The sequence below is a fragment of the Pradoshia sp. TA40_28 genome, from assembly GCF_059694525.1.
The window spans coordinates 59,874-85,492 of the sequence record NZ_JCATZO010000008.1; the positions used below are offsets into that span (position 1 = coordinate 59,874).

General features: G+C 36.9%; 22 protein-coding genes, 1 pseudogene and 1 riboswitch. Of the genes and pseudogenes, 10 read left to right on the forward strand and 13 right to left on the reverse strand.

Annotated features, from left to right (window positions below):
* Window positions 1–308 precede the first annotated feature (308 nt).
* The 8 genes and pseudogenes from AC58NB_RS12160 to AC58NB_RS12195 form a co-directional block, all read right to left on the reverse strand.
* Window positions 309–1,413, reverse strand: a pseudogene (locus AC58NB_RS12160) (glycosyltransferase).
* 315 nt (window positions 1,414–1,728) lie between these two features.
* Window positions 1,729–1,884 (reverse strand): hypothetical protein, encoded by a 156-nt coding sequence (locus AC58NB_RS12165; RefSeq protein WP_497427104.1) that lies wholly within the window; start codon window positions 1,882–1,884, stop codon window positions 1,729–1,731.
* Between the two features lie 8 nt (window positions 1,885–1,892).
* A complete protein-coding gene (locus AC58NB_RS12170; protein WP_497427105.1) occupies window positions 1,893–2,801 on the reverse strand; it encodes a hypothetical protein in 909 nt (302 codons plus the stop codon).
* A gap of 396 nt (window positions 2,802–3,197) precedes the next feature.
* Entirely contained in the window at window positions 3,198–4,451 is a 1,254-nt protein-coding gene (locus tag AC58NB_RS12175; protein WP_497427106.1) for a S8 family peptidase, read from the reverse strand.
* 470 nt (window positions 4,452–4,921) lie between these two features.
* Window positions 4,922–6,148 carry a helix-turn-helix domain-containing protein gene (locus tag AC58NB_RS12180; protein ID WP_497427107.1) on the reverse strand — a complete coding sequence of 409 codons (1,227 nt, stop codon included), beginning with the start codon at window positions 6,146–6,148 and terminating at the stop codon, window positions 4,922–4,924.
* A 353-nt stretch (window positions 6,149–6,501) separates the two neighbouring features.
* The gene (locus AC58NB_RS12185) at window positions 6,502–7,968 is read right to left on the reverse strand and encodes a nicotinate phosphoribosyltransferase (RefSeq protein ID WP_497427108.1); all 1,467 of its coding nucleotides are present in this window, start codon (window positions 7,966–7,968) and stop codon (window positions 6,502–6,504) included.
* 17 nt (window positions 7,969–7,985) lie between these two features.
* Window positions 7,986–8,531: a cysteine hydrolase family protein gene (locus tag AC58NB_RS12190; RefSeq protein WP_497427109.1), complete on the reverse strand. Its 546-nt coding sequence runs from the start codon at window positions 8,529–8,531 to the stop codon at window positions 7,986–7,988.
* A gap of 418 nt (window positions 8,532–8,949) precedes the next feature.
* Window positions 8,950–10,053, reverse strand: coding sequence for a methionine biosynthesis PLP-dependent protein (locus tag AC58NB_RS12195; protein ID WP_497427110.1), 1,104 nt, complete (start codon window positions 10,051–10,053; stop codon window positions 8,950–8,952).
* 203 nt (window positions 10,054–10,256) lie between these two features.
* Window positions 10,257–10,365: riboswitch (SAM riboswitch) on the reverse strand.
* A 130-nt stretch (window positions 10,366–10,495) separates the two neighbouring features.
* On the opposite strand from AC58NB_RS12195, the gene AC58NB_RS12200 reads away from it, so the two are divergent.
* Complete coding sequence (locus AC58NB_RS12200) at window positions 10,496–11,545, forward strand: M42 family metallopeptidase (protein ID WP_497427111.1); 1,050 nt, start codon at window positions 10,496–10,498, stop codon at window positions 11,543–11,545.
* A 40-nt stretch (window positions 11,546–11,585) separates the two neighbouring features.
* Here AC58NB_RS12200 and AC58NB_RS12205 read toward each other — a convergent pair whose 3' ends face one another.
* Window positions 11,586–12,428, reverse strand: a complete 843-nt coding sequence (locus AC58NB_RS12205) for a patatin-like phospholipase family protein (RefSeq protein ID WP_497427112.1) — start codon at window positions 12,426–12,428, stop codon at window positions 11,586–11,588.
* A gap of 203 nt (window positions 12,429–12,631) precedes the next feature.
* Between AC58NB_RS12205 and AC58NB_RS12210 the strand changes: the two genes are divergently transcribed.
* The 5 genes from AC58NB_RS12210 to AC58NB_RS12230 all read left to right on the forward strand — a co-directional run bounded on the left by AC58NB_RS12210 (window position 12,632) and on the right by AC58NB_RS12230 (window position 16,062).
* Window positions 12,632–13,003, forward strand: coding sequence for a GntR family transcriptional regulator (locus AC58NB_RS12210; RefSeq protein ID WP_497427113.1), 372 nt, complete (start codon window positions 12,632–12,634; stop codon window positions 13,001–13,003).
* 11 nt (window positions 13,004–13,014) lie between these two features.
* On the forward strand, window positions 13,015–13,704 hold the full coding sequence (locus AC58NB_RS12215) for an ABC transporter ATP-binding protein (RefSeq protein ID WP_497427114.1): 690 nt from the start codon (window positions 13,015–13,017) through the stop codon (window positions 13,702–13,704).
* Entirely contained in the window at window positions 13,701–14,531 is an 831-nt protein-coding gene (locus AC58NB_RS12220) for a hypothetical protein (protein WP_497427115.1), read from the forward strand. The genes AC58NB_RS12215 and AC58NB_RS12220 overlap by 4 nt, the downstream gene beginning before the upstream one ends.
* A gap of 13 nt (window positions 14,532–14,544) precedes the next feature.
* Window positions 14,545–15,774, forward strand: a complete 1,230-nt coding sequence (locus AC58NB_RS12225; RefSeq protein ID WP_497427116.1) for a hypothetical protein — start codon at window positions 14,545–14,547, stop codon at window positions 15,772–15,774.
* 84 nt (window positions 15,775–15,858) lie between these two features.
* The gene (locus AC58NB_RS12230) at window positions 15,859–16,062 is read left to right on the forward strand and encodes a hypothetical protein (RefSeq protein ID WP_497427117.1); all 204 of its coding nucleotides are present in this window, start codon (window positions 15,859–15,861) and stop codon (window positions 16,060–16,062) included.
* Window positions 16,063–16,138: 76 nt separating this feature from the next.
* On the opposite strand, the gene lepB is transcribed toward AC58NB_RS12230, so the two are convergent.
* The gene (gene lepB, locus AC58NB_RS12235; RefSeq protein ID WP_497427212.1) at window positions 16,139–16,732 is read right to left on the reverse strand and encodes a signal peptidase I; all 594 of its coding nucleotides are present in this window, start codon (window positions 16,730–16,732) and stop codon (window positions 16,139–16,141) included.
* A 140-nt stretch (window positions 16,733–16,872) separates the two neighbouring features.
* On the opposite strand from lepB, the gene AC58NB_RS12240 reads away from it, so the two are divergent.
* Together AC58NB_RS12240 and AC58NB_RS12245 are read left to right on the forward strand one after the other, a co-directional pair.
* Window positions 16,873–18,474, forward strand: coding sequence for a glycosyl hydrolase family 28-related protein (locus AC58NB_RS12240; RefSeq protein WP_497427118.1), 1,602 nt, complete (start codon window positions 16,873–16,875; stop codon window positions 18,472–18,474).
* Between the two features lie 165 nt (window positions 18,475–18,639).
* Window positions 18,640–19,509, forward strand: coding sequence for a hypothetical protein (locus AC58NB_RS12245; RefSeq protein WP_497427119.1), 870 nt, complete (start codon window positions 18,640–18,642; stop codon window positions 19,507–19,509).
* 85 nt (window positions 19,510–19,594) lie between these two features.
* On the opposite strand, the gene AC58NB_RS12250 is transcribed toward AC58NB_RS12245, so the two are convergent.
* Window positions 19,595–19,783 carry a hypothetical protein gene (locus AC58NB_RS12250; RefSeq protein WP_497427120.1) on the reverse strand — a complete coding sequence of 63 codons (189 nt, stop codon included), beginning with the start codon at window positions 19,781–19,783 and terminating at the stop codon, window positions 19,595–19,597.
* A gap of 316 nt (window positions 19,784–20,099) precedes the next feature.
* Between AC58NB_RS12250 and AC58NB_RS12255 the strand changes: the two genes are divergently transcribed.
* The gene (locus tag AC58NB_RS12255) at window positions 20,100–21,413 is read left to right on the forward strand and encodes a TrkH family potassium uptake protein (RefSeq protein ID WP_497427121.1); all 1,314 of its coding nucleotides are present in this window, start codon (window positions 20,100–20,102) and stop codon (window positions 21,411–21,413) included.
* A 16-nt stretch (window positions 21,414–21,429) separates the two neighbouring features.
* Window positions 21,430–22,083: a potassium channel family protein gene (locus AC58NB_RS12260; RefSeq protein WP_497427122.1), complete on the forward strand. Its 654-nt coding sequence runs from the start codon at window positions 21,430–21,432 to the stop codon at window positions 22,081–22,083.
* A 297-nt stretch (window positions 22,084–22,380) separates the two neighbouring features.
* On the opposite strand, the gene AC58NB_RS12265 is transcribed toward AC58NB_RS12260, so the two are convergent.
* Together AC58NB_RS12265 and abc-f are read right to left on the reverse strand one after the other, a co-directional pair.
* Window positions 22,381–23,142, reverse strand: coding sequence for a glucose 1-dehydrogenase (locus tag AC58NB_RS12265; protein ID WP_497427123.1), 762 nt, complete (start codon window positions 23,140–23,142; stop codon window positions 22,381–22,383).
* A 597-nt stretch (window positions 23,143–23,739) separates the two neighbouring features.
* Window positions 23,740–25,464 carry a ribosomal protection-like ABC-F family protein gene (abc-f, locus tag AC58NB_RS12270; RefSeq protein ID WP_497427124.1) on the reverse strand — a complete coding sequence of 575 codons (1,725 nt, stop codon included), beginning with the start codon at window positions 25,462–25,464 and terminating at the stop codon, window positions 23,740–23,742.
* Window positions 25,465–25,619: the final 155 nt, after the last annotated feature.

Below are 25,619 nucleotides of genomic sequence, written 5' to 3' on the forward strand. Positions count from 1 at the left end.
CCTTATTCTTAAAAACTACTAATTTCTACTTTACGAAAACGCTTGCATAAACCTTTCTTTTCCAATTTAACATAAGAATGTAAGTATCTCAAACCCTTTTTTTACTTTTTTTACTATTTAATCAGATAAATTTTGTTGAAAAGTCAAATAATATTCACTTTTTGCGCAAACGATTTCTTCTCTTGTGTATCAATATAGTGAGATTGAAAAAAACTCCCTACATAAAAAATTAGATTCATGCAATCTGAGTGTACAGGCCAATCAAATAGCGCTACCCCAAATAATAGAAATAGACCATCTCCAGTTTTTTATTCATTCAAATCTGTTGATTTCTGTTGTTCTAAAACGCCCTCAAGATAGCGCTTATTATGTAATACACTCGCATTATCCGGTTGATACAATCGCGCCATTTCATTGTGATAATAGGCTAAACGGTACCATTTTTTTCTATCATAACAAATACATAACTGAAGATGTGGCATAGTTTACGAGTGTTCCTGTCCTCTTAACGCGATCCACATCTGTCATCGTAGCTGCTTTATACCAATATATTGCTTTATCCATTTCATGATTAATAAAAAATAAATAGCCCAATTTACAGCAAATAGTTGCCCTCGGTGTATCATATAGAAAGGATTCATAGGCAAATTTTACAGCATCCTCCAGCTTGGACAATTGAATTAACAAATTCGTTCCCTTATCATAGGCTCCGATAATATCTTCAACCCATCCTTTTTTGGAATCAATAAATTTTCGATAATAGGCAAAAGCACGTTCAAGAAGCCCATGTTCATAGCATTCGTTCGCATAATAATATAAATCTCTTGGTGTAAATTCTACTCCTTCATTTAGTAGATTTTCGTATATTTTTAAATTCCGATCGCTCAAATGGTCCGCTTCACCCAAATGAGTGATGCATACATCACTCCGAATCAAATTTCCATAAACATCCAAATATTCATGCACTGCACCTATCCACTGGTATTGCCTGGATCTTTTAACTAGTCTATTCCGCACTAAACTATTTGTCGCTTTTCCCTTCTTATCCAGTGAAAGGATATAACTCATTTGAACTGAATCAATTTCCACCTTCAATTTTTTCTTTAATGCAAGAAATTTTTCATTATCCTCTGGTAAAATCACATCGTCCGCGTCTAACCATAAAATATAGTCTTTTGTAGCCTTACTGAATGAATAATTCCTTACTTTCGCAAAATGATCGACCCATTTAAAATGATAGATATGATTTGTATATTCTTTACAAATCTCTACAGTCTGATCGGTAGAACCTGTATCAATCAAGATGATTTCATCCACTAGGTTTTTTACGCTTTCCAAGCAACAAGCAATTACTTTTTCCTCATCTTTAAGTATCATGCATAAGCTAATGGATACCACTATAGATCCCTCCATTTCATATAGGTAAAAACCTTAATTACATTTCCTATATAGATGGAAAAAGACGTTGATAGGAATTTTACATCTTTCATTTCAAGTTATGCCAGTCAGAAGGTGGATATGTTAACGTCAGATTTCTTGTTTGTATTCTACATATATCTTCGTTTAGCTAGGAAAACCTCAATTCAAAACAGTCCCATGTACAATTAACTTAAGCTGTACTCCACCTAAATCTATGAAATGATTTACCATTATATTTTCAACAATGCAGGTCTAGTATTTCTCCAAAAAAATAGCCGTTCAGTCAACAGGATCATTGATCAGAACGGACTATTTTTTATATACTTTTTTCTCGATGGCATAGCCATATTCGGTTGACGGCTTTATTTCAATAACTGTACACTCCTTTACGTTCCTCATCATTTTTGATGATTGTCTGTATTTTTCTGCACGATATTTGGCTTTGTCCATAATATAATCAGTCAATCTAAAAATCACCTCTCCACTATTTCACATACCGTATCATAGTTTGCATTTTTTTCTATCCATACAGCATATTCTATATTCTCCAAACGATCTGATAGGGCATGGTGCAAAATATACATGCATTGCTGATCAATGGCATCAAACTCATGAGTATAACTCCACAGCACTGTTACGAGGGTCGTATCAAAATGTTGATACGTATAAATCAAGGAATTTTTATGCGATCCATGACCAGGTTCTTGCTTATTATTTCTTATACAAGGCTTAGCTTTATCAGCTGAAATATAAGCCTGATGTCTCCATTCTTCCGGCAGTGACTGCCATTCATATAAACCCCAATTAATTCCTATCTTCACCTGTTCCCAATATTCTTCCGTCATTATTTCCAAATAGAAGGCCAGCGCCTCTTTGTAATTCGCTAAACCACTTTGTTGATTATAGAAACGGTACAGGCTCATTTTATTATTTTCGGTATATATATTCGATATGATTTTTAATCGGGCATACTGGAAGATCTCAACTGGAATTTGTTCCTCTGGTGGATCTTCATCCTCCAACTCTATTTCAAACTGAAATAATCTGAAACTCTTTAAACTCCTCGTAGCTAAGGGCACAAATAGAAATAATAATATCCAAATCATCAACAACAACAAACCTCTGCCAATAATCCGATTTGCATCCGAGGTTACCATATTGGTCATCAATGCTACAAACCAACCTTTATCAAGATTAGACAATTCCGTTACCATTAAAAGCTGGATTGGATTCATCAACACTTCATGATACGCCATTACTAAACTTGCCAAAGTCCAACCGGCAATACTAACTAGTCCCACTTGATAAACATATAACATTCCTTTCTTGGCCATCGAGCGAAATAACTCTACGCATCCTTTCATTCGAAACCATTTTTTCATCATCATCAATTCCTTTATAAGGATTTTACTAATGGCAACTTACTAAAGGGAGATTGTAATGGGTTACTTATTGTGATTGATTTGCTATATCACTGTCAGCTTGTTTTCCTCTTACCCGCTCCTTTTTATGCTCCGTCGGCTGGATTCTCCTCTACTTTGGCTGGATTTTCTCTTAGATCGGCTGAATTCCTTTCCAGATCGGCCGGATTCTCTGTAAATTTAGCTCTTTCTCCTAAAGTTCACTCTTTTTTAGGCTATTATGACGGAAATCACTCCCCTCATTGCTAGAAGTTTTACAGATTATGCCTCAATTCCAGTTAAAAGATATCCTTTTCTTTAATTACTTCCTTTAGAATTCAGCCTCCCAAACATCGGGAGGCTGACTCATACTTTTTATTATTGTACTCTAGCAAAACCGAATCCAGATGCGTAATCATCACCTGTCGCTGCTCCAGTTCCACCTTTAATGTCATATAATTTCGCTCGTCTTTGTAATTCAGCACGCAGCTGTGTATGAGAGTATCCTGTATTGGAAGCCCAGATTTTTGCGGCTAGTCCAGATACATGTGGGGTAGCCATGGAAGTTCCACTGATTGTATTATATCCGCCCGTATACCAGGTTGATTCTACAGCAGAGCCAGGAGCTGATATTTCAATATCCTTTACGCCAATTACATAATCTCCATCAGTAGATGGATTCCCTCTGGATGAATAATTAGCCACACGATAGGTTCCATTTTGCTGGACATTTTCGAGTGCTGCTACAGCTACTACATTCGCCAAGGCACCTGGATACCCGATTGTATTAGCAGAAGACCCACTATTACCAGCTGCTGCAATAATCAAAACACCTTTACCATAGGCATACGTTACGGCACTACTTATGAGAGAGTTATTAGAGCTTGAACCAAGTGACATAGAAATAATTACTTTTGAACCTGTTGAGGATGCCTGGTCTGCCGCGTGTCTGATTGCTGCAGCTATATCATCTGAATAACCAGACCCATCGTCACCCAACACTTTGTACGCCCATACTTTAGATTGAGGTGCAACGCCATATACACCAGATCCGCCACCATTACCAGCCACTGTTCCAGCTACATGTGTACCATGGCCATTCGCATCGGCACATGATCCATTTACAACAGTGCTGCTTGTTTGGGTGAAATCTTTACATTGTTCGATGTTGGAGGAAAGACTTGCATGTGTTTTTAAAACACCTGTGTCCAATACTGCTACTTTAATTCCACTGCCACCTGTTGTAGATGTGAGAGAGCTATTATTATAGATTGCTTTAATCCCCCACGGTACACGTGTAGAAGGAGCAGAAGTAGCTTTCTCTATACTGGTAGCAGCTATTTTAAATTCCGGTACTTTTTCTACTTTGATATTCTTATTTTTCAGTAGTTTATTGTATTCTTCTTCAGAAACATCTGTCGTAAATCCCTGACTGTTAAAGTCTCGGTGCGCTCCCATATTCTTCTTAACTTTCGTCTTTTCCGACTGAGATCCCTGAATTAAAACACGATAAGTTTTGTCAGAACTGACATCTTTCGCACTTGATTTAACCTCAGCATTTGTTCCTGAGCTAAAAGAAAATGCCATTGATACACTTAGGACAACTCCAGCAACGATCCTTCTCTTCCTCATCTTTTTAGTCTCCTCTCAATTATTAATTTTTTGTGAACATTTCTAGGTGTATCGTTATTATAGAAGCTTTTTTTTTCATTGAAAATGGAACAAATTAACTATAAATTCTGAATTTTCTCTTTTTAATTTGTCAGATTTGAAAACTTTCCCAAGTTATTTGGTTGATGTTTCTGACATTTTGTTACATTTTCTGTCCTATTTATTATAAAAAAGAGTTTATTCATAATTACAGAGACCTACATGCCTTAAAATCCAAACAGGCGTTTGGACTCATCTCTGTTATATTTTCCCAACAAAATTTATATACTAAATGAATCATTATTAATGCTGCTAGTTTTTTGGCTATAAACAGAAAATAAAAAAGAACCGATTGATAGCACAATCAGTTCTTTTGTTCCTCTAGGTACAATATTCTTTACACGATGGGTGGCAATATCGGTGCTTTTCTATTCATATCTTTTCCCCCTTAACTAGTAGTCTGTATAAATATATTGCAAAGCTTTCTGAAACTTGCCTGATTTCTTATAATAGTCAGCCAAAATTTTACTGGCACTTCGTATGTCATTATAATGGGATTCTCCATTATACAAATAGGGCAGGGTATACTCTTCTAAATAATTGATAGCTTTCTCTTCCTCCCCCTCAATCATATATAAAAAATAGTTGGGCAGCATTTGATATATTTTGGATCCAGTTTCATGTGCTTTCTTCTTGATCGTAAGTAAATACTCTTTTGCTTCTTCCCATTCCCCCAAATAATACGAGGTCTCTGCCAAAGCACAAAGGCTGACCATATAAGAATGAGGATTACCTGCTTCACAGTTTATAGCTTTATAATAATAATCTCTTGCTTCACTCAACTCTCCTATCTTTTGCTTTAAATAACCAATATTATGATAGGCAATGGATAAAGTCGTTGGTTCATTAAGAATCTCAGCATTTCTTTTCAAGTGTTTATAACATTCAGCTGCCACCTCATAAATACCTGTATCGGTATAACTGATTCCAAGGATGACCAATGTGTGCATAATTCTCTTCGTATTATATTGAGCAGTAAATGCACTTAAGGCTTCGTTTGCATAGAAGATGGCATGCCCATGTTGTTCCATATGGCATTTAGCTAGGGCTAGATGATAATAGACATCCGCGGAAACACTCATCCCATCTCTGCTCGTGGAAACTAACTCCTCCAATATTTCATTAGCCTGCCTATATTTATTCTGTAAAAGTAAACAGATTGCATGATAATAATGCAACAAATACATTTCCTGATAATTCAAGTTTTTCTTCTGTTTTTCAAGCCACTTATATTGCTGGATTGCTTGATCCGCTTCTTGAATAAATAATAAATAGCGCATTTTGTATAGTTCAAATAAAAACAAGTGAGGTGTATAGGCAATAAAATCTACTAATTCATTCAACTGCCGATCTATTTCTTTTGCCTCTTCAATCTGAAAATAATTTATATATTCAATCCATTCATCCAGCAATCTTTTTACTGTATTATTTTGTTCATAGACCTTCGTTAAATCTGCACCCAAGCGTTGTAATAATAAATTAATGGTTTGATCATTGGCTTCCTTTTCATTATGTTCAATTTTACTTAGATGAGGTACAGAACATATGCCTTCGACCAGCTCACTTTGAGTTAATCCCTGCTTAGTTCGATAATATTTAATTAAGGAACCCACTTTCATGTCCCCACCCTCTTTCATAGGTTTCCAATATTATACAGTTAATTAGCTGATTCTAACATACTTCCAGAAACCTATTTTCACTATTTTCTTTCTTGTTTTTTCTCCATATAACGACAATCATACACATAATGGTCCCATTAAAGGATGGATTTAACTCTAAATGGATAAAAATAAAACCTGGCTAAATGCCAGGTTCGGTTTATCATAATGAAAGACCTCTGTAAACAAAATACATTAAGCATATGGCTTCGCATCTATACCAACATGCAGCATTCTATGCCAAAATCAATTTAATAACAAAAAATCCACCTTGTCCATTATGGCAAGGTGGATCAATGATTATCTTCAGTTTCTTACTTTTGTTTCTTCCTTCTCACTTGTTCCTGTACTTCCTGTATACGCACTCGTTTATTTTCCCAGCATTTTGGGCTTAAATCAACTGGGTATTTTTCCGGATTAAGGAATCGTTTGTATTCATCCCATAACAAGTCTAGATTATCCTTCGAAAATTGTTGAATATCCTTTAAGGCTGGTGTTTCATATACTAATTGTCCGTCCATAAAGATATTTTCGTGCAATGGCACCGCATCAAAATTTGTTACTTCCTTGCAAATGAATGTATGAACTGGGTGAAACATCGTTAAGGATTCCTCAGCAGCAGGATTTTCATGTTCGAGAGTAATATAATCGCCCTCTGATTTCTTTGTTTCTCTATTAATAATCCGGTATACATTCTTCATGCCAGGAGTGGTTACTTTTTCGGGATTTGCACTAATTTTGATGGTATCTACCATTGTGCCATCTTCGCCCTCAATGCTAACCATTTTATAGACGGCCCCTAAAGCTGGCTGATCATAGGCTGTTATCAGCTTCGTGCCGACTCCCCACATATCAATTTTGGCCCCTTGTGCCTTAAGGTTTAGGATGGTAGCCTCATCCAGATCATTGGAGGCTGTTATCAGCGTATTAGTAAAGCCTGCTTCATCCAGCATAACTCGCGCTTTCTTCGATAAGTAAGCCAGATCTCCGCTGTCCAAACGAATGGCTTTAAAATTAATTTTATCGCCCATTTCCTTCGCCACTTGTATAGCAGTCGGTACACCTGACTTAAGTGTATCAAATGTATCAACAAGGAATGTACATTCATAATGTGATTCTGCATATTTACGGAAGGCTGTGTATTCATCTCGATAAGCCTGAACAAGTGCATGCGCATGCGTTCCCACTACCGGAATGCCAAATTTCTTCCCGGCTCTGACATTACTGGTTGCCTGAAATCCACCGATATACGCGGCTCTTGTTCCCCAAATAGCTGCTTCTGTTTCTTGGGCTCTTCTTGTACCGAATTCAAACAGCAATTCACCCTCCGTTACTACATTTAAGCGGGATGCCTTTGTGGCAATAAGCGTTTGATAATTAATGATATTAAGAATAGCTGTTTCAACTAGTTGAGCTTCCGCAAGCGGTGCTTCAATTCGCATCAGCGGTTCATTTTCGAAAACGAGCTCGCCTTCTTTCATGCTCCTGATGGTCCCTGTAAAACGAAGTTCCTTTAAATAATTCAGGAACTCTTCATCGTACTTTAGCTCTTCCCTTAAATATTCAATATCACTTTCGGTAAATTTTAATTCTTTAATATATGTAATGACTCGTTCAAGCCCCGCAAATATGGCATATCCATTATTAAATGGATTACGCCTAAAATAGACATCAAATACTGCCTTTTTATTATGGATTCCATCTTTAAAATAGGTTTCCATCATATTAATTTGGTATAGATCTGTATGTAAAGCAAAGCTGTCATCCGGATAATGTGTCATCAAACTTCCTCCTCCAATTACAAAACACTGGCTCCCAGTGTGTGTTCAAAATGAGACAAGGCCCACTCATGGCCGGCTTCATTGAAGCTCGCCACTCCATCTTTATGTATCACAATTTTAAACCCTTTATTATAGGCATCTACCGCTGTATGTAAAACGCAAATATCTGTACAGACTCCAACCAAATGTAACTCTGTAACACCCCGTTCACGCAATTTAATTTCTAAATCGGTTCCGGCAAAGGCAGAGTATCTTGTTTTATCAATCCATAGGAGATTCTCTTGGCTTTTATATGTATTATACACATTTTGAAGATTTCCAAATAATAAACGTCCTTCGGAACCTCGTATATTATGCGGAGGGAATAATTTGCTTTCAGGATGATAGGGATCATTTTCATCATGAACATCAACAGCAAATACAACAAGCTCTCTATCCTTAATAAATTTCTCGGTTAAAGAAACAATATATTCTTCGATTTCTCTTCCAGGTTTACCGCAAGTTAATTTGCCAGCATCCGCTACAAAATCATTTGTATAATCTATATTTATTAAAGCTTTCATGTCATCACTCCCCCTATCCTTTTTTCATAAAGTCCGTTATACGTATAGAATATCAAATTGTACTCTATATTGCCTACATGAATATTAAATAATGTAAAAAAATTGAAAAATATCATGAAAAAATTCCTTGAATATCAATTCATTTAACCTGTTCTTCAACCACCAAAGAACAATACTACCAAAGATACACCTTAGTGCCAAAGAAATAATCGTAGATAACCGACTATAACCGTATTCTAAGCACGATTCTCTTCCCATACTGTTGCTTTTAAGGAAACGAAAGGGAACCCCTAAACAATATGGGTTCCCTCTACTAGAATAAAGCTTTATTCATCCGTTCACCCACGCACTACCAGCTATTATAGGCGCTCGTGCTGAATTTACGTAATCCCAGATATCGACTAAAATCTTTAGCCTATCATTTCCCTACTATTGATTCAAAAGCTTGACTGAGATCTTGAATTAAATCATCTGTATGTTCAATCCCAACAGAATAACGCAGCAAGCAATTACATACTCCATTTTGTATGCGCACTTCCTCTGGTATATCTGCATGTGTTTGTGTTGCAGGATACGTCATCAAGCTCTCTACTCCGCCCAGACTTTCTGCAAATGAAATGATCTTGAGACTCTTTAAAAAGGGATTGACCCATTCTGCTGATTTGAGTCGGAATGATATCATCCCTCCTTTACCAGGATAAAGGACATCCGTCACTTCTTCTCGCTCTCTTAAAAATCGACTGATTTTCTTGGCATTATCCTCATGTTGCTTCATCCGTAAGCTTAATGTTTTCATTCCCCTCATTACAAGCCAGGAATCAAAGGGTGAAAGCACAGCTCCCGTTGCATTTTGGTATTCTTCAAGGCGTGTGCCAATATCCGCACTCTTTGCGACAATCAAACCGGCCAATACATCATTATGTCCCGCTAAATATTTTGTGGCGCTATGGACAATAATATCTGCTCCTTGCTCAAGCGGCCTTTGCAGAATAGGTGTATAAAATGTATTATCAACGATCAATAATAGTTCATTTGCACGCGTCAGTTGAGCAATCTCACTTATGTCCATTTCCTGCATAAGCGGGTTTGTTGGGGTTTCAATAAAAAAGGCCTTCGTACGTTCCGTAATGGATTCAACAAAATCCGAATAGGTTTGGCATGATTTGATTTTGATTCCATATGTCTTCCATATTTGTTCGAATAATCGGTATGTCCCCCCATAAAGATCAGCAGAGACGGCGATCTCATCCCCTGGAGAAAATAAACAAAGCAATGAGTGAATAGCCGCCATACCTGAACTATAAGCAAAGCCCTGCTTGCCCCCCTCAAGCTCAGCAATTCCCTCCTCCAATAATTTTCTGGTTGGGTTACCTGTCCTAATGTAATCAAACCCGGTTGATTGTCCTATTCCATCGTGACGATAAGCGGTGGAAAAATAGACTGGTGGATTAACCGTACCTGTCTGTGTTTCGCTTCGATTGCCTATTTGAGCTAAGAGTGTTTCGATTTTAACTGTTGTCATATATATGACTCCTCTCTCATCATTAAACCCTAACACGTATGTTTGACATACCTTTCCTGCTCTTTTTAATTGCTCCCAACATTAATCCTTCATTTTGTTTATAGAATATGGCTGGCTTTCATTTTGTACACGAACGCAGAAGCTAACAGATACTATAAACAAAAAAAGTCTTCAAGAAGAAGACTTTAGTTCAAGTAGGCTTCTTCTTATCGGTCAAGACAAAATGATGTCCTGCAGGATTTAGCACCTTTCCATGATTGGCGGTTGCTGAGACTTCATAGGGCCAGTTCCCTCCGTCTCTCTTGATAAGATTTATCAGAATATTTATTTAACTATAAATGTACAATTCAAAGCTTCGAAATGCAAGTTGTTTTTACTTTTTTGTCCAACTTTTTAACAGTGATATAATACATTTATACATAGTAAGGAGTGATTAGGAATCATGAAAGCTAATGGTCAAGAAATTTATCAATATATAAAAGAACTGGTATCCATCCCAAGTCCAAGCGGATATACAACAGAAGTAATCAATCATGTTGCACAGTTTTTGCAATCCACAGGTGTGACGACAATTAAAACAAACAAAGGGGCCTTATTGGCAACCTTCAAGGGGCGTGATGATTCAAAACATCGCTTCCTTACAGCCCACGTTGACACATTAGGTGCTATGGTTAAAGAAATCAAGCCTAGCGGACGCTTAAAACTATCGATGGTAGGTGGATTTCGCTGGAATGCTGTTGAAGGAGAATACTGCAAAATCCATACAGCTGATGGGAAAACATTTACAGGGACGATTCTCCTCAATCAAACATCTGTCCATGTGTATCATAATATGGGGGACATTAAACGCGAGGATGCGACCATGGAAGTACGAATTGACGCTGTCACAAAAAGCAAGAAGGATACAGAAAACCTGGGTATATCAGTCGGCGACTTCGTTTCCTTCGAACCGCGTGTTGAACTGACAGACAACGAATTTATTAAATCACGTCATTTGGATGATAAAGCCAGCGTTGGTATTCTGATGTATATCATTAAAAAGTTGAAAGAAGAAGACATTACTCTACCTTATACCACCCACTTCTTAATATCTAATAATGAAGAAATTGGCTATGGCGGCAACTCCAATATTCCAGCAAAAACAGTTGAATACCTGGCTGTAGATATGGGGGCAATCGGGGAAGGACAGGCAACGGATGAATACAGCGTCTCCATTTGTGCGAAAGACTCAAGCGGTCCCTATCATTATGGCTTGCGTCAGCATCTTGTCGAGTTATCAAAGAAACATCAGGTGGATTATCGCGTAGATATCTATCCTTATTACGGTTCTGATGCCTCAGCTGCTATTCGTGCCGGCTATGACATTATTCATGGGTTGATTGGTCCCGGGATTGACGCTTCCCATGCTTTCGAAAGAACCCATATCAGTTCCATTGAACATACTACTACTTTAATTTGGCACTATTTGCAATCAGAATTAGTACAGCCATAAACATTCAAACAACAACCCATCACAAAGTGATGGGTTGTTATTATAGTAGCTTTTTTATTTTTCTATAAGCAGCCTTTGCTTCTGCATATCCTTGATTGTACAGCTTTTTCAGCTTTTCCGGGTTACGTTCAATTCGACTGACATCTGATCTTTTAATCGGACGGATCAGGACTACATTCCCCTTTTCTTCCTGTTCCTCTAAATAACGTACCGTGTCATTGTAAAGAATATGCCGATCACGGAGTGCCTTTAATAACCCTTCATAGTTCTTATATTTTCTTTTTGCAAACCAATTAAACGATGAACCTTTCATATATCCTTTATTTCCGGTAAGCACAACTATATTTTTTGTATTCCCATCTGCTTCAGATTTTTGAATCGGAATTGGATCCGCAATTCCCCCATCAAGCAGCATTCTTCCATCATAAGCGATTTCCGGAGCAAAAAAAGGTATGGAACTAGATGCGCGGAGGATCGTTATAATATCTTTTGTTTGGTGCTCTTTACTGTAGTATACGGCTTCCCCTGTGAGACAATCTGTCACGCCAATGACAAACTGTTCCTTAGCTTCACAAAATGCCTTCATATCAAATGGAACCAGTTCATTTGGAATTTTATCAAAAATAAAATCCATTCCAAATAATTCTCGTTTCTTCAGAAAACGTTTAAAGGAGATGTATTCCGGATGGGAAACATATTCAATATTCGCTGAATAATTACGGTCTATTTGCCGAGCGATGTAGGAAGAGCCATTGCATGCCCCGGCTGAAACACCAATTGTATAGGGGATATAAATATCATGTTCCATCAAATATCTTAGTACTCCAGCTGTATATAACCCTCTCATTCCACCACCCTCTAAAACAAGGCCTGTATTCTGCATGATAAGTAAACTCCTTCTCCAGAGTATCCTTCCTAGTTTGCCATTCCCTTTATAAACAATTACTTGTTTCAAAAACCTTTTAAGGATTTTTTTTACTTTTTATTGACAGTCTTGGTGTATTACCTGTATAGTACACATATTAAGTGTATGAACCGCATAGTACACACACCAAAAATTGGATACAAGCCATAGGAGATGAAAAAATGAACATCATCTTTAATAACCGGGATCCCGTTTATTTACAAGTTGTCCGTTACTTCAAAGAACAAATAGCGACCGGCCGGCTTGCAGGCGGAGAGGAAATTCCTTCTCGACGTGAGCTTGCAAGTCTTCTAAAAATAAACCCTAATACCGCTCAAAAAGCGTATAAGGAAATGGAGGAACAGGGATTGATTCACACTGAAAGAAATTTCCCAAGCCGGATCACAACGGATAAGAACATATTGTCGAGCGTCCGCCAAGAGCTCATTCATGAAGCTGTAGATACCTTTGTTCAGGCAATTAAACCAATCCAATTACCGGTAGATGAACTATTGAGTATCGTCAAAGACAAATACAACTCGGAACAAGAGTAGGGAGGGATATCATGTTAGAGGTAAAAAAGTTGACGAAGAAATTCGGCAGAAAAAAAGTATTGGATGAGGTTAGTTTTACAGCAAACAAAGGGGAAATTACTTGTTTGATTGGTATAAATGGTGTTGGTAAAACCACAGTTATGAAATCCATCATGGGTCTTACCCCCGTTAATGGAGGGGAAATTTTAATAAATGGAGCCAAACGAACAAAGGAATCATACGAAAAGATTACATTTATTCCTGATTCTTTAACGATGCTTTCCCATTTCACCATTGTAGAAGCTATGGATTTTATGAATGATTTTTATGAAAGCTGGAATCAGGAACGTGCTGACGAATTATTAAGCTTTTTTAAGCTAGATGAAAATGTACGGATTTCAACTTTATCAAAAGGAAATACCGCAAAGGTTAATCTGTTGTTGGGATTAGCGCAGGACGTAGATTATGTTCTAATGGATGAACCCTTTTCCGGCATCGATATTTTCAGCCGTGAACAAATAGCAGATGTTTTCACAAGCCATCTGATTGAAGATCGCGGTGTTATCATCACAACACATGAAATCAATGATATTGAGCACCTCATTGATAAAGTAGTTTTGTTAAATGACGGTGTCGTTTATAAAGAATTTAACGCAGAAGAGGTTCGGACTAATGAAGGTAAGTCTGTCGTAGATGTCATGAGAGAGGTGTATATACGATGAGTCGCTTTTTTAAGCTTGTGAATATGGAATTAAATCGGTTCTCTAAAATTTTATATGGGATGATTATCAGTGTCTTTATTATACAGGTTGCTGGTTTAATCATTCAGGCTAAAGGCTACATGGACAGGGCAAATGATTCCTTAATGAATGGAATCCCTAAAGAAATCTTTATCGAAGAAAATGGACTGTTCGGAATGGCTGACTATGTGGGTTCTATGCTATTTAATGCCCCGATTGCTTTATGTGCCGGCGCCATTTTCTTATATATTTTTCTGATTTGGTACCGTGACTGGTCCGGTAAAGGTTCATTTATCTATCGTTTATTGATGATTCCTACATCCAGAATGACCATCTATTTTTCAAAATTAACAGCTTTAATGCTGCTCGTTCTTTTATTAGTATCCGTTCAGTTGATTTTCCTTCCAATCGAGTCAAAAATTCTGGAATGGTTTGTATCCGCTGAGTATTTGAGTGGAATTTCTGTTATGAGTTTAGTAAATAAATCCTTTGTTAGAATCCTTCTTCCACAGACTTTGACACAATTTATCTTGTACTACGGTGCAGGTTTTACCTTTTTAACTTTCCTATTTACCGCTGTACTTCTTGAGCGCAGTTTTAAATGGAAAGGCATTATTCTAGCCATTGTGTACGGCGTATTTATTGTGAGTGCATTTGTATTACCTATAAGCGTAATAGAGTGGTTAGGTAAAACGGATTATTTCTATAATTCAGAAGTGGTTATGATTGAAATTGCAGTTGGCCTTATTGTTGGAGCGTTCTCCATTTTACTCAGCCGTTATTTATTAAATAAGAAAATTACTGTATAAGGAGAGGAAACAAATGAAAATATACCGAAATTCAATCGTGATTCTGCTTATTACCGTGTTATCTCTTTCTATTTTTTATGTAAATCAGGCTTTTTCCTCTTCTAACCTTCCTGATTTTTACATTAAACAAACTAATGGAGACGCCAAACTATTGGATACAGTAACCCTAGAAGCCAGTTATGAAGACCTTACATTTACAGAAGATCTCAAGGTTACTAAAGAGGGTTCCCTTTATCGGTCTGACTTATCCTTTTTTGAGCAAATGGACTATTGGAGTAAAAGAAAAGAAACAACTGAGTTGAGAGATCTAACTGATCGATATCCTTCCTTTATGAGGGGGAAAAATTCTAATATCCAGCTCTATAATGATACAAAACAAGTTATTTATGTCAACTTCAACTATGATTTTTCCTCTGAACATGGAATGTATAATTTCAGATTCAAAATTGATCAGCTAAACACAAAAACAGAGGATACAAATTCTTTCGAAGTAAAACTACCAAATCAAGGAAGTGCATCCTATATTGAGATCCTTGATACTCAAATCATTATGAATGAATTACGTGTAATGACACTCAGCGAAAGTATGGATGAATATGGAAGAAGCCAGCTTCATGAATACACGATTGACCTTAAAAAGCAGAAGTTAGTCGACGACAATTCGATCCTAATTACAGAAAAACAGACGGATCGTCAGAGCTTTTATATAACTGGCTTAATAGACATTAATCCAGCTCAATCTAATCCTAATTTTATATTCCAATTGGATAAATCAATCTCTGATGAGTTTGGGGAAAATATCCAAACGACCAATCGTGAATTATATGCTTACAACTACAAAACTGGAAAATCAGAACAAGTAAAACTTCCGGCCGATTTGGCGAAACAGCTTTTACAAGATGATGCCCATTATCTAGCTTATGATAATCGTTCTTTATATACTTCCACTATTAAAGAAGATAATGGGAACAAAGCAGTTAACATGGTTATGTATGATTTGGAGAATCAAAAAATCAAAAATAAAAATACTATTCCATTGGAACCAAATACTTTTGAACACAATATGGAATTATATCAAAATAAGATGATTATCACTTATAGAGGCGAACAAAAGCAGCCATTTATAAAAATATATAATTTCGAAGACGATACATCCATATTCGATGGCAAGATTGAGATGAAAAACAAAGATTCAAAGGTGAACTACAAGGATATCCATATTTACCAAGTAAACGGTCTATAATTCTTCCAAATTCATTAATTCATTTGTTTTGAGAATCTTAAAAAGGGAATACAACAACCAAACAATAGTTTGGAGGGATTTTCCATGTATTATGTTTATTTTGAAACGGAGCCAAGGCTTCTGCATGAAGGTACTAAATACAATGTGGAGGTTCCAACCCGAGAGCTGCAGGATGCAATCGCCAGTGATCTCGAAAAATATGGTGAAGTTTTCAACGTACAAAAGCTGGATGCTCCAGTGGATCAATTCCCAGTGCTGACAAAAGAAACATATAAGCGGAATATTTAAGATAGAAAAGGTGAATCGACTTAGAGCGATTCATCTTTTTTATCTCTTATAGGGAAGATTTATAGACTCACTGCTTTTAATCAGTTTTTCTCGCATATTTAAGTGGTACGATTACATATTCACATGTACCGACTAAATCATCCTCATCTATATAGCCAAGCCCATTACGGCTGTCCCTGCTATCCCAACGGTTATCCCCCATCACGAAATAATGATCCTCCGGAACTTTCACTGCATTAAAGTCACCTGTCCTATTAATCTTCAGTAAATCACTTTCCTCTTGTTCCTCTGGTAGATAGGGTTCATCTTTAATCTTCCCGTTGATATAGAGTGTGTCATCCTTTAGTTCAACCTTGTCGCCAGGTAACCCGATAATCCGCTTTACATAATATTTATCTTTCTCTTCATCTCGAATCACCACAATATCCTGATGGTCAACTGAACCATTAAATGCCGCCAACTTATTGACGAAGACTTTTTCATTGTTATAAAGCGTTGGTTCCATGGAGGCGCCTTCTACTATGAAAAAGGAGATGAAAAATGTTTTGACAACGTAAGCTAAGACAATGGCACATACTATAGAGATAATCCAACTTCCTATTTCAGTTTTAAATAACTTTTTCAATTGGATTCTCCTTCTTTCAGCAAATTTCCCAGTTGTACGATCCATACAAACATTATATTTTATACCCATATAATATGGTAAGATACCTACAATTCACATTACATTTTGATTACGATTAATTTACCTGGACAAAGGGAATACACTAACATCCATTCTTTCTAATTACGTGAGGTGTAAAGCTCATTATGCTGTACTTATCCAAAAATCATGATCCCAATAAAAATGCCATTCTCTTGTCCAGATGGATTCCGTTAGAGCAAACCGCTGCAAGTCTGGCAAAAGAGACCCATAGGTTACTTGAAGAGACAATAAATATGTTCCCTCCACAACCTGAGGGCAACATAAAACCTAAAAAAAACAAGAAATATATATTACCCCGTCTACTATTGACAACAAAAAGACAGCCTCCTCTTCTAAATCCTCCTGGTTGTACCATTCTGGATGGTCATCCTTATCCTGAGTGGAAAAAGAAATTGGATTTAGAATATCAACATCTTAATCAAAGTATTCAGGAACAAGTTAACGTTATGGATTATGGGGCTGTTGGTGACGGTTTGACAGACAATACGAAAGCATTTGAAATCGCTCTTGGCAAAGGGAGGAGAATGGTTTATATCCCGGAAGGTGTTTTTATTACAAAAGGTCTGAAGCTCCCTTCCTATACCTGTTTGGTCGGTGAGGGCAAAGATAAAACGATTCTTAAATTAGCCAGTGACTCTCCTAAGAAAGCTATTCTTATTACGAACGCGAACCCGATTTTAGGCAATCATCATATTCTCGTGCAGGGAATGACACTTGACTGGAACGTGGAAAGACTTCCACAGGATGTTCATACAAGCGCAGGTAACAACCGTTCCAGTTGTTTAACATATGCACACGTTACGTATGGATGGGTGAAGGATGTTGCAGCCCGTAATGCCGGCTTACACTGTTTTGATGTTTCTGCCGCCTACTATACATATTTTGGAGATGGCACACGTTCCAGATGGCCGAGCAAATATATATGGTTAGATCATCTCAATGGGCATGGTTTTGGTGATGATGGCATTACGACACACCACAGCAGCCATATTTTAATTACGAACAGCCATATGTGTGATCCAAGCGGAAGAGCGCATAAAAAGGGATTTTCTAATTCCAACGGGTTTGAAATAGATGATGGTTCTGATGATGTTTGGCTGATTAATAATTCTTCAACCAGATGTTTTGGTGGAGTTGAAATCAAAGCGCATGCAACAGCATCGGCTGCTTCAAATGTTCATATCATCGGTCATATTTCTATCCATGATAATCGCTCGTATAACTTCCGGCACATTGGACACCATCTACAAGGCGAACCGCAATCTAAATCAGCCTATAATATCACAGCAACAAATATCGTGGCGATCGCCCCTGTTTTCACTGACCTTTATAAAGGATCTACACCACGGTGCCTTGTTATATCAGCTTATCAAAATGTGATCGTTAATCACTTTACCTTGCTTGGAGATCCGAATTATGACTACAAAACTAATCCGATGATTTCTATCCAATATAAGTCCCGTCATATCACGCTTGCCAATCTAACTATCGAGAATTTCCACACCGCCGGTACAGATATAAAAGTGGTTGGCGGCAACCAGCATACTGATTACATCCATTTAAGCAATATTTCTATAAAGAACTCGGCTCCGATAGGTATAGATATAGGAAAAGGTGTCGCGAAAACAGCGATATCGAATGTTCAGGCTGAAACAAAACTTGGTGGTATTACGATTAAAACAGCCGATAGTACAGCTAAACACTGATAACATTCAAACCAAAACCTGAGGATCCAACCGTTATTTTAGCGGCTAAATAAAGTAATTAAAATTTAGGATTCAAGTAGCATACTCTTCCCCCTCTTCGCATATATATTTATGATTAATTTTTTAACTCTTTCCTGTTAAATGCGAAGAGGTGGCTAAAAAATTGTGAAGCGGATTCCAAGTGTCCTCAAACAACTTCTTTTATCAATTAAAGAATTATTAAACGATGTACTGACGTTTATCTATTATGGTGGATTGCTTTTCATCATTGGCTGGACCCTTTATCAATTGGTATGGGGAGATGTGAAACCCATCCCTTTATCAACCGCTGTACCCGCCACATGGTGGACGGAGTACGTGATGAAGCCTTTAATTTCCTCCACCTTTCTGCTCACTATCATAAAAGGGATTTTCTTATTATCAGTCTGGGTTATTTTATTTCTAATTATCCCCAGTACAACAAGACAGCTCAAACGCTTCAAGCTATTTCAAATGGAATTTGAGGTGGAAGATAAAGAAACAGCAGCTGTGGCCTTCATTGAACTGCAAAGCTCAAAAGCAACCCTCCTGTCAACGATGTATTCAGATGCCACTATTGGAAAATTATTTACATTTCTCGATGAAGAAACGATGGAAGTAGATTATTTTTCGGCTCTTGCTTACTTTTTAGAGGATTTTAAAATCAGCTATAAACAAAGATATAATATTACCTTTGAATGTGAAACCAAAGATTTTAATCGCCTTACCGGAACGGAGCTTAATTATGCCGAACTCTCAAAAGAAACAGGCGACCCAGAAGTGTTAAACTGGGATGCTCCTCTTGCTAAATTGAAGAAAAACAGGCTTGTTTTCCATTTTAACTATCGGGGAAGTGAAAAAGTAACCATATTGTCCAGCTACTCATCTCAATTTGATGTAATAGATAAACAGAATATCTTATTTTTACATTACGCCCTTATGTATCAAGCTGAAAATATTGAATATGCTCTCATGATTGAAAAAGAAGAATGGCCCTTTGTTAAAACCCCTACCTAAGGGGTTTTACTTTGTTTACTCATCAAAAAGACCCTTATTCACATGTAATAAGGTCATAGTTTCCTATTCTTTCTGTCCAGATTACTCATATAAAATGCCTGTTATTTTGAAATTGCTGTGAATATTTTTTTAACATGTCTTGAACCACCTTATTGTTGGATGCCAATTCTGATGGATCCTTTGCGCTTAGTTGGCCTAATTGCTTTTGACTAAAGGGTTTAGCAAACTTTTCTCCCTTTTTATACCGCTTATATAAATTTTGAATATTGTCCATAATGGTTCCCCTCCCATCATAGTCCTCACTTATTTATATTCAGTTCTTCCAAAATATCTCCATCTATTTGTCTAGTTAACTAGTATTTTTTTATTTAAAAAATATCTGTCATAAAACATACATATATAAAATTTATTTTTCTGTTTTAAATTTCGAGGAATTGTGATAGAGTAAAAAATTGTTGTTTGGTAAAATCCCTTAATAAAAATGTTATTTGGTTTTTTACAATGAGTTATAGTACGATGAAATTGCTATAAAAGGATATATTATAGTTAAACTAACTAATATAACAAGATGAAATGGAGATTAAATAAAAATGCAGCAAAGTAGATCTTCAATCCACTCATTCCGGCAAATATTTTACCTATACATAGGTTGTATTATTTTATTTGCGTTTTTATTGTGGATTCCCCAGTCAAATACAGGCGGGTTATCCATTATGGATTCTCTGTTTCTGTCTACAAGTGCATTAAGCGTAACAGGGCTTACTCCAATTGATGTAGGTACGGTATTAACGAGAGTTGGACAGTCCATCTTGATGGTGGAAATGCAGCTTGGCGGTATTGGGATTGTCGTATTAATCAGTTACCTATTTGTTGTAATGGATAAAAAGATTACGGTATCAAGTATGCTTCTTTTATCCAAAGACCAAAACCAATCTAAATTGAGTTCCATTACTTCTCTCGGAATTTCCGTATTAGTCATTGCGTTATTGGTTGAAACCCTTTGTTTCTTTATCTTATTCGGAGAGATTCGGCCCCGATATGATGATTTTTGGGATGCGGTATTTGTTTCTGCTTTTCATGCAGTAGCCAGTTTTACAAATTCCGGATTTGATTTATTCGGAGATAGCCTGATTTCTTTTAAACATAATCATCTCTTCCTAATTACAACAGCCATCACAATCTTTTTAGGGAGCTTAGGCTATCCGACTCTGGTTGAGTACTTCTTATCATTTAGAAGGAAGAAAAGTTTGTTTACAAAGATAAACATTCGTCTTCACTCGCTCCTCCTTTTTGTCGGTATGGCTGTATTTTTTTTATTGGAATCAAATCATACGTTTGATGGGCTATCATTTTCGGAAAAACTATCAAATTCATTGTTTTTTTCAGCTACAGCCAGAAATGGCGGGCTTACAACGATTGATGTATCCCAGATCACAATTACTACCTTTTTATTGCTAACCTTATTTATGTTTATAGGGGGAGCATCCTCAAGTACAGGAGGAGGTATACGGTTAACAACCTTTGCTGTATTGCTCTCTAAAGTATTGTCAGTAGCTAAATCACAAAAAGAGGTTGTCATTTATAAAAAAACGATTGCTCAGGAAGCAGTTGATAAATCGTTTATGGTATTCTTCACTTTTATAGCATTATTTTTTGGCTGTACCATTTTATTAACCATGCTGCAGCCACAGCCATTGGAGCCATTAATGTTTGAAGTATTATCAGCCCTGACAAATACAGGGTTATCCTTCGGCATCACAACAGAATTGACAGCTGTTTCAAAAACAGTTTTAATCACATTGATGATTATCGGCCGCATAGGTGTGTTTAGTTTTATCTATACCATTTTCAAAGTCGATAAGGTTAAATCAAGATACTTAAAAGAAGACCTAGCTGTAGGCTAAAAAGGGGACATTACTCATGAAATCATACCTAGTCATTGGAGCGGGAAGATTTGGTACAGGCATCGTAAAAGAGTTATACAGACAACATTGTGAAGTCATTGTTTCTGATCGGGAAGAAAAAAATCTAGAAAGCTTAGATGAATATTCGACTCATGCAATCGTTGGAGACTTCCGTGATCCACTTGTGCTAGATGAATTGAAAGTCGATCAATTCAATGCTGTCTTTGTCGCGATAGGCTCTGACGCCTTTTCAGCCATTCTAATTACGAAAAAGCTGAAAGAAAGAAAAGCGAAAAAAATTATCGCCAAAGCCAATAATCGAGAAATTGGAGAAATCCTAAAAAGCCTTGGTGCCGATCGTATTATCCTGCCAGAGGAAGAAGCGGGACGTAAAGTGGCTCGTCAAGAATTATTAACAGGAGTTATTGAATATATTGAAATCACGAAGGATATTTCTGCTATTGAAATGCAAGTACCTGAAATGATGCATGGAAAATCATTGAATGAATTGAACTTTTCTAGAAAATTCGATATAACAGTATCCTTGGTTCTTCGTAATGGACAACCAATATTATCTCATTTTGCAGATCTCCCATTGCAAGAAGGAGACGACTTTTTACTAATCGGTTCAAACTCCAACATTGAAAAATTTAAAAAGAAATATAAATAAAGACAGGTTGTTATGTAACGACTTTTACATTATCCTGTCTTACTTAACAAAGAGGCAGCATCCCTGTGTAGGGATGCTGCCTCTTTAATGAATGAATCCTTTTATTAAAATACCTCTGTTTTTCCAGACATTCAATCACATTTTATTCGTTTTTCTTTATAATTAATACGAATGAATGAAACAAGATTGATAAAGGAACTTTTATAGGAGTAAAAAAGAGGATAACAAACTCTTTAATAGGCAATTATCCTCTATTCGTTTAACCTAACTTAAACCTAGGATTCCTTTGGTTTTAGTTTAGTAAGCAGACCAGCCTGCATCCGCTGCCAATACAACACCATTGATGTAAGAAGATTCATTGCTTGCAAGAAATAGGGCAATATCTGCAATTTCTGCCGGCTTAGCGGCACGAGGCATCAATTTAACACCACGAGTCGCATATTGCAATCCTTCCATATCCAAACCTTCCACAGAACCGGTTAATCCAGTCTCTACCTGCGCCGGTGCAATTCCATTGCAGCGAATACCTTGTGGCCCATAGTGTGACGCGATATTTTTTGTCATACCTGTGACTGCGTGTTTAGCCGCCGTATAGGTAAATCCGCCACGACCGCCTGTTAACCCTGTAATGGAAGAAAGGTTTACAATTACACCGCTTCCCTGCTTCTGGAAGTATGGCAATACTTTACGCGTACTGCGCATTACTCCGCCCACATTAATATCCATTACGCGGCTCCAAACAGCATCTTCTACATTATGTGCGGCTTGCATTCTATCCAATACCCCGGCACAGTTCACTAAAATATCTACGCGGCCAAATGTAGCCACTGTTTCTTCTACCATTTTTTGAACATCTTCTTCAACTGCCACATTAACTTTTACACCCATTATCTCGATATCTTGCGCTTTAAATTCATTGACAGTAGCCTGTAATGCTTCTTCATTGAAGTCAGCAATTACTAGCTTTGCGCCTTCCTCTGCATAACGAGATGCAATCGATTTACCTATACCATTCGCTCCGCCTGTAATAATGGCTACTTGATCTTGTAAACGTCCCATTGTTCATCCTCCTACTTATCGTTACGTTAGTAGTAAGTAGTTTAATACAGTCTAGAATGCACTTTCCGAGCGATGAATGAAATCACCAATTTAATATTTTAATATACTAAATAAATTCATTTCTCCTACCCGACCCAATAAGTTTGGAATGCTATTTTTCTGCATTTTATACTGTCTTACCTACTTTACCTTCGAATTTGTATTTCTAATACAATTAAAACTATACAGGATAAATTTTTAAATTTCAAAACATTCATGATATATTATAATAATTATTTTTCAGATCATAGTTAGTCGGAACATGTTAAATCTTTATCATTCAAAGACTCTTTTGAGCTATTTCTTTCTCAATAGTTAAAATAGGACTGCACTTGAAAATCGCTAATAAAACCCACAGTTTGATATATTTATTGACAATTTCAAACAATATGCGCGACTATAAGTACTGTCCAGTTATTTTAGAATTGCTAACCCTACAGAAATACCTTACTATTGGCACGGTATTTCTCAGAGAAGACTTCAACAGTAGGAATCATTTTTTGACTCTCTATCTTCCCTATTGCTCAAAAAATCTATCGTATGGGTTAGAATATCTTGTTACTTTTTGCTTCTATTCAGCAATGCCTTCTGATCAACCAATCGCTTAAATTCTTTATCCAATGCTTCAAAACTGGGATCACCGGGAATTAACAAACTCAATTCACTTATTACTGCAGCTAGTTTCGTTTCAATAACCATAAGCTCTTCTTCGATATGCTTATTTACAGGTATTTGTTCAGGCCCTTTTTGATTGCTGCTTTCAACACGTCGAATGACCTTTTCCTTAATAACCAATAGCTTATTACAGAGACGTTGAATTAAATATTGATCATGCGATACGATTAACAGAGTTCCGGCATAGGTAGAAAGAGTCTCCTCCAATTGCTCTCTGCTTGGTAAATCGAGATGGTTCGTCGGTTCATCGAGAATCAGTAAATCATACCCTTCCAACAGCATTTGCACTAACTTTATTTTCATACGCTGCCCCATTGATAAGGAGGAGATTGGTTCGTCTATTTGCCTAGCTGTGAAACCGAGATTTGTAAATAACGTTTTCGCCTTGAAAATCGAATCTCTATCGTATAATCTAAGTGCTTCAATTGGTTTCATATGAACAGAAAGATCTCCTACATCCTGACTTAAGTAACCAATTTTTAAAGTAGGGCTTTTCCACAACTCTCCCCCACTGACTGGCTCTTGATCTAAAATCATCCGTATTAATGTAGTTTTTCCTGCCCCGTTGGAACCTATCAAACCAATGCATTCCCCATTCTTTACATAAAAATGACTATTGTCAAAAATTACATGATCCCTATATTGTTTTTTTAAATCTTTTGCCTCCATAATCCGTTTGCCTCGTTTGTCATTGACCTGAAATTCAAATTCAATTTTTACTTCATCAGCAGGCTTTTCTATTCTTTTTTTTGCAAGCTCCGCTTCCAGCCTATTTTTCTTGGATTTAATCTGAATATCCATCTTCTTAGCCTTAGCTCGGTAATATTCCTTTCTGCCCACTTGCTTTCTTTCTGAGCCCGTTCCATGCTTCGTTGAGTCACGATGCGCTTTTTCAGACCAATTTTTCAATTGATTCATTTGTGCTTCAATCCGCTTCTTATCTTTTTGCTGATTGTCATACTGGTGCTGTTGAATTTTTCTTTTTTCTTCTTTCTGCTTTTTATAGAAACTATAATTGCCTGTATACTTGTGCACAATCCCATTCTCTATTTCAACTATACGGCTGACTGCCTGGTCTAAAAAGTAACGATCATGAGAAATCACCATGGCAGCACCTTTATACGATGCCAGCTCTTCTATCAACCAAAGAATCCCGTCCAGGTCTAAATGGTTTGTTGGCTCATCAAGAATCAATAAATCAGGTTCAGTTGACCAAATATGTGCAAGCGCTAGCTTTAATCGCTCACCCCCGCTTAAATGTTCCAAACGTTCAGGATTCCACCCTGGAGTACCTGCCAATCCAAGCTGACTCGTCAGCGCAAACATCCCGGATTCAGCTCCCGACTCTATCATGGATTGAAAGGTACCGACTGTATATTCAATCGATTGTCGTAAATATCCAATACTGACATTCTCTTTTCCAAACTGAATATTTCCCTTATCTGCTTGAATTATTCCAGTCATGATATTGGCCAATGTTGTTTTTCCTGTTCCGTTAAAACCAATTAATCCGATTCGGTCCCGGCTGCCTATCTCCATATTAATGTTTTTTAAAATCGTTCTTTCACCATAGCTTTTCTGTATTTCCTTCAGACTGAGTATATTCATTCCAATCACCTCTTATAATAGACAACTAAAAACCCCAACAGAAGCCTGAAGGGGGTGTGTACATCGTTTATCAACAGAGGTATACAAATAAACACACGCTACTAACTGCAGCCGTATTCTTTTATACTCTATTCAACGAAAGAACGTGTTATGGA

Coding starts and splice junctions, on each gene's coding strand:
- AC58NB_RS12200 (WP_497427111.1), top strand. CDS start 10,496: ATGAAAGCTAATGGTCAAGAAATTTATCAATATATAAAAGAACTGGTA.
- AC58NB_RS12225 (WP_497427116.1), top strand. CDS start 14,545: ATGAAAATATACCGAAATTCAATCGTGATTCTGCTTATTACCGTGTTA.
- AC58NB_RS12220 (WP_497427115.1), top strand. CDS start 13,701: ATGAGTCGCTTTTTTAAGCTTGTGAATATGGAATTAAATCGGTTCTCT.
- AC58NB_RS12175 (WP_497427106.1), bottom strand. CDS start 4,451: ATGAGGAAGAGAAGGATCGTTGCTGGAGTTGTCCTAAGTGTATCAATG.
- AC58NB_RS12205 (WP_497427112.1), bottom strand. CDS start 12,428: ATGCAGAATACAGGCCTTGTTTTAGAGGGTGGTGGAATGAGAGGGTTA.
- AC58NB_RS12255 (WP_497427121.1), top strand. CDS start 20,100: ATGCAGCAAAGTAGATCTTCAATCCACTCATTCCGGCAAATATTTTAC.
- AC58NB_RS12195 (WP_497427110.1), bottom strand. CDS start 10,053: ATGACAACAGTTAAAATCGAAACACTCTTAGCTCAAATAGGCAATCGA.
- AC58NB_RS12170 (WP_497427105.1), bottom strand. CDS start 2,801: ATGAAAAAATGGTTTCGAATGAAAGGATGCGTAGAGTTATTTCGCTCG.
- AC58NB_RS12250 (WP_497427120.1), bottom strand. CDS start 19,783: ATGGACAATATTCAAAATTTATATAAGCGGTATAAAAAGGGAGAAAAG.
- AC58NB_RS12240 (WP_497427118.1), top strand. CDS start 16,873: ATGCTGTACTTATCCAAAAATCATGATCCCAATAAAAATGCCATTCTC.
- AC58NB_RS12180 (WP_497427107.1), bottom strand. CDS start 6,148: ATGAAAGTGGGTTCCTTAATTAAATATTATCGAACTAAGCAGGGATTA.
- abc-f (WP_497427124.1), bottom strand. CDS start 25,464: ATGAATATACTCAGTCTGAAGGAAATACAGAAAAGCTATGGTGAAAGA.
- AC58NB_RS12260 (WP_497427122.1), top strand. CDS start 21,430: ATGAAATCATACCTAGTCATTGGAGCGGGAAGATTTGGTACAGGCATC.
- lepB (WP_497427212.1), bottom strand. CDS start 16,732: ATGGATCGTACAACTGGGAAATTTGCTGAAAGAAGGAGAATCCAATTG.
- AC58NB_RS12230 (WP_497427117.1), top strand. CDS start 15,859: ATGTATTATGTTTATTTTGAAACGGAGCCAAGGCTTCTGCATGAAGGT.
- AC58NB_RS12265 (WP_497427123.1), bottom strand. CDS start 23,142: ATGGGACGTTTACAAGATCAAGTAGCCATTATTACAGGCGGAGCGAAT.
- AC58NB_RS12185 (WP_497427108.1), bottom strand. CDS start 7,968: ATGACACATTATCCGGATGACAGCTTTGCTTTACATACAGATCTATAC.
- AC58NB_RS12190 (WP_497427109.1), bottom strand. CDS start 8,531: ATGAAAGCTTTAATAAATATAGATTATACAAATGATTTTGTAGCGGAT.
- AC58NB_RS12210 (WP_497427113.1), top strand. CDS start 12,632: ATGAACATCATCTTTAATAACCGGGATCCCGTTTATTTACAAGTTGTC.
- AC58NB_RS12215 (WP_497427114.1), top strand. CDS start 13,015: ATGTTAGAGGTAAAAAAGTTGACGAAGAAATTCGGCAGAAAAAAAGTA.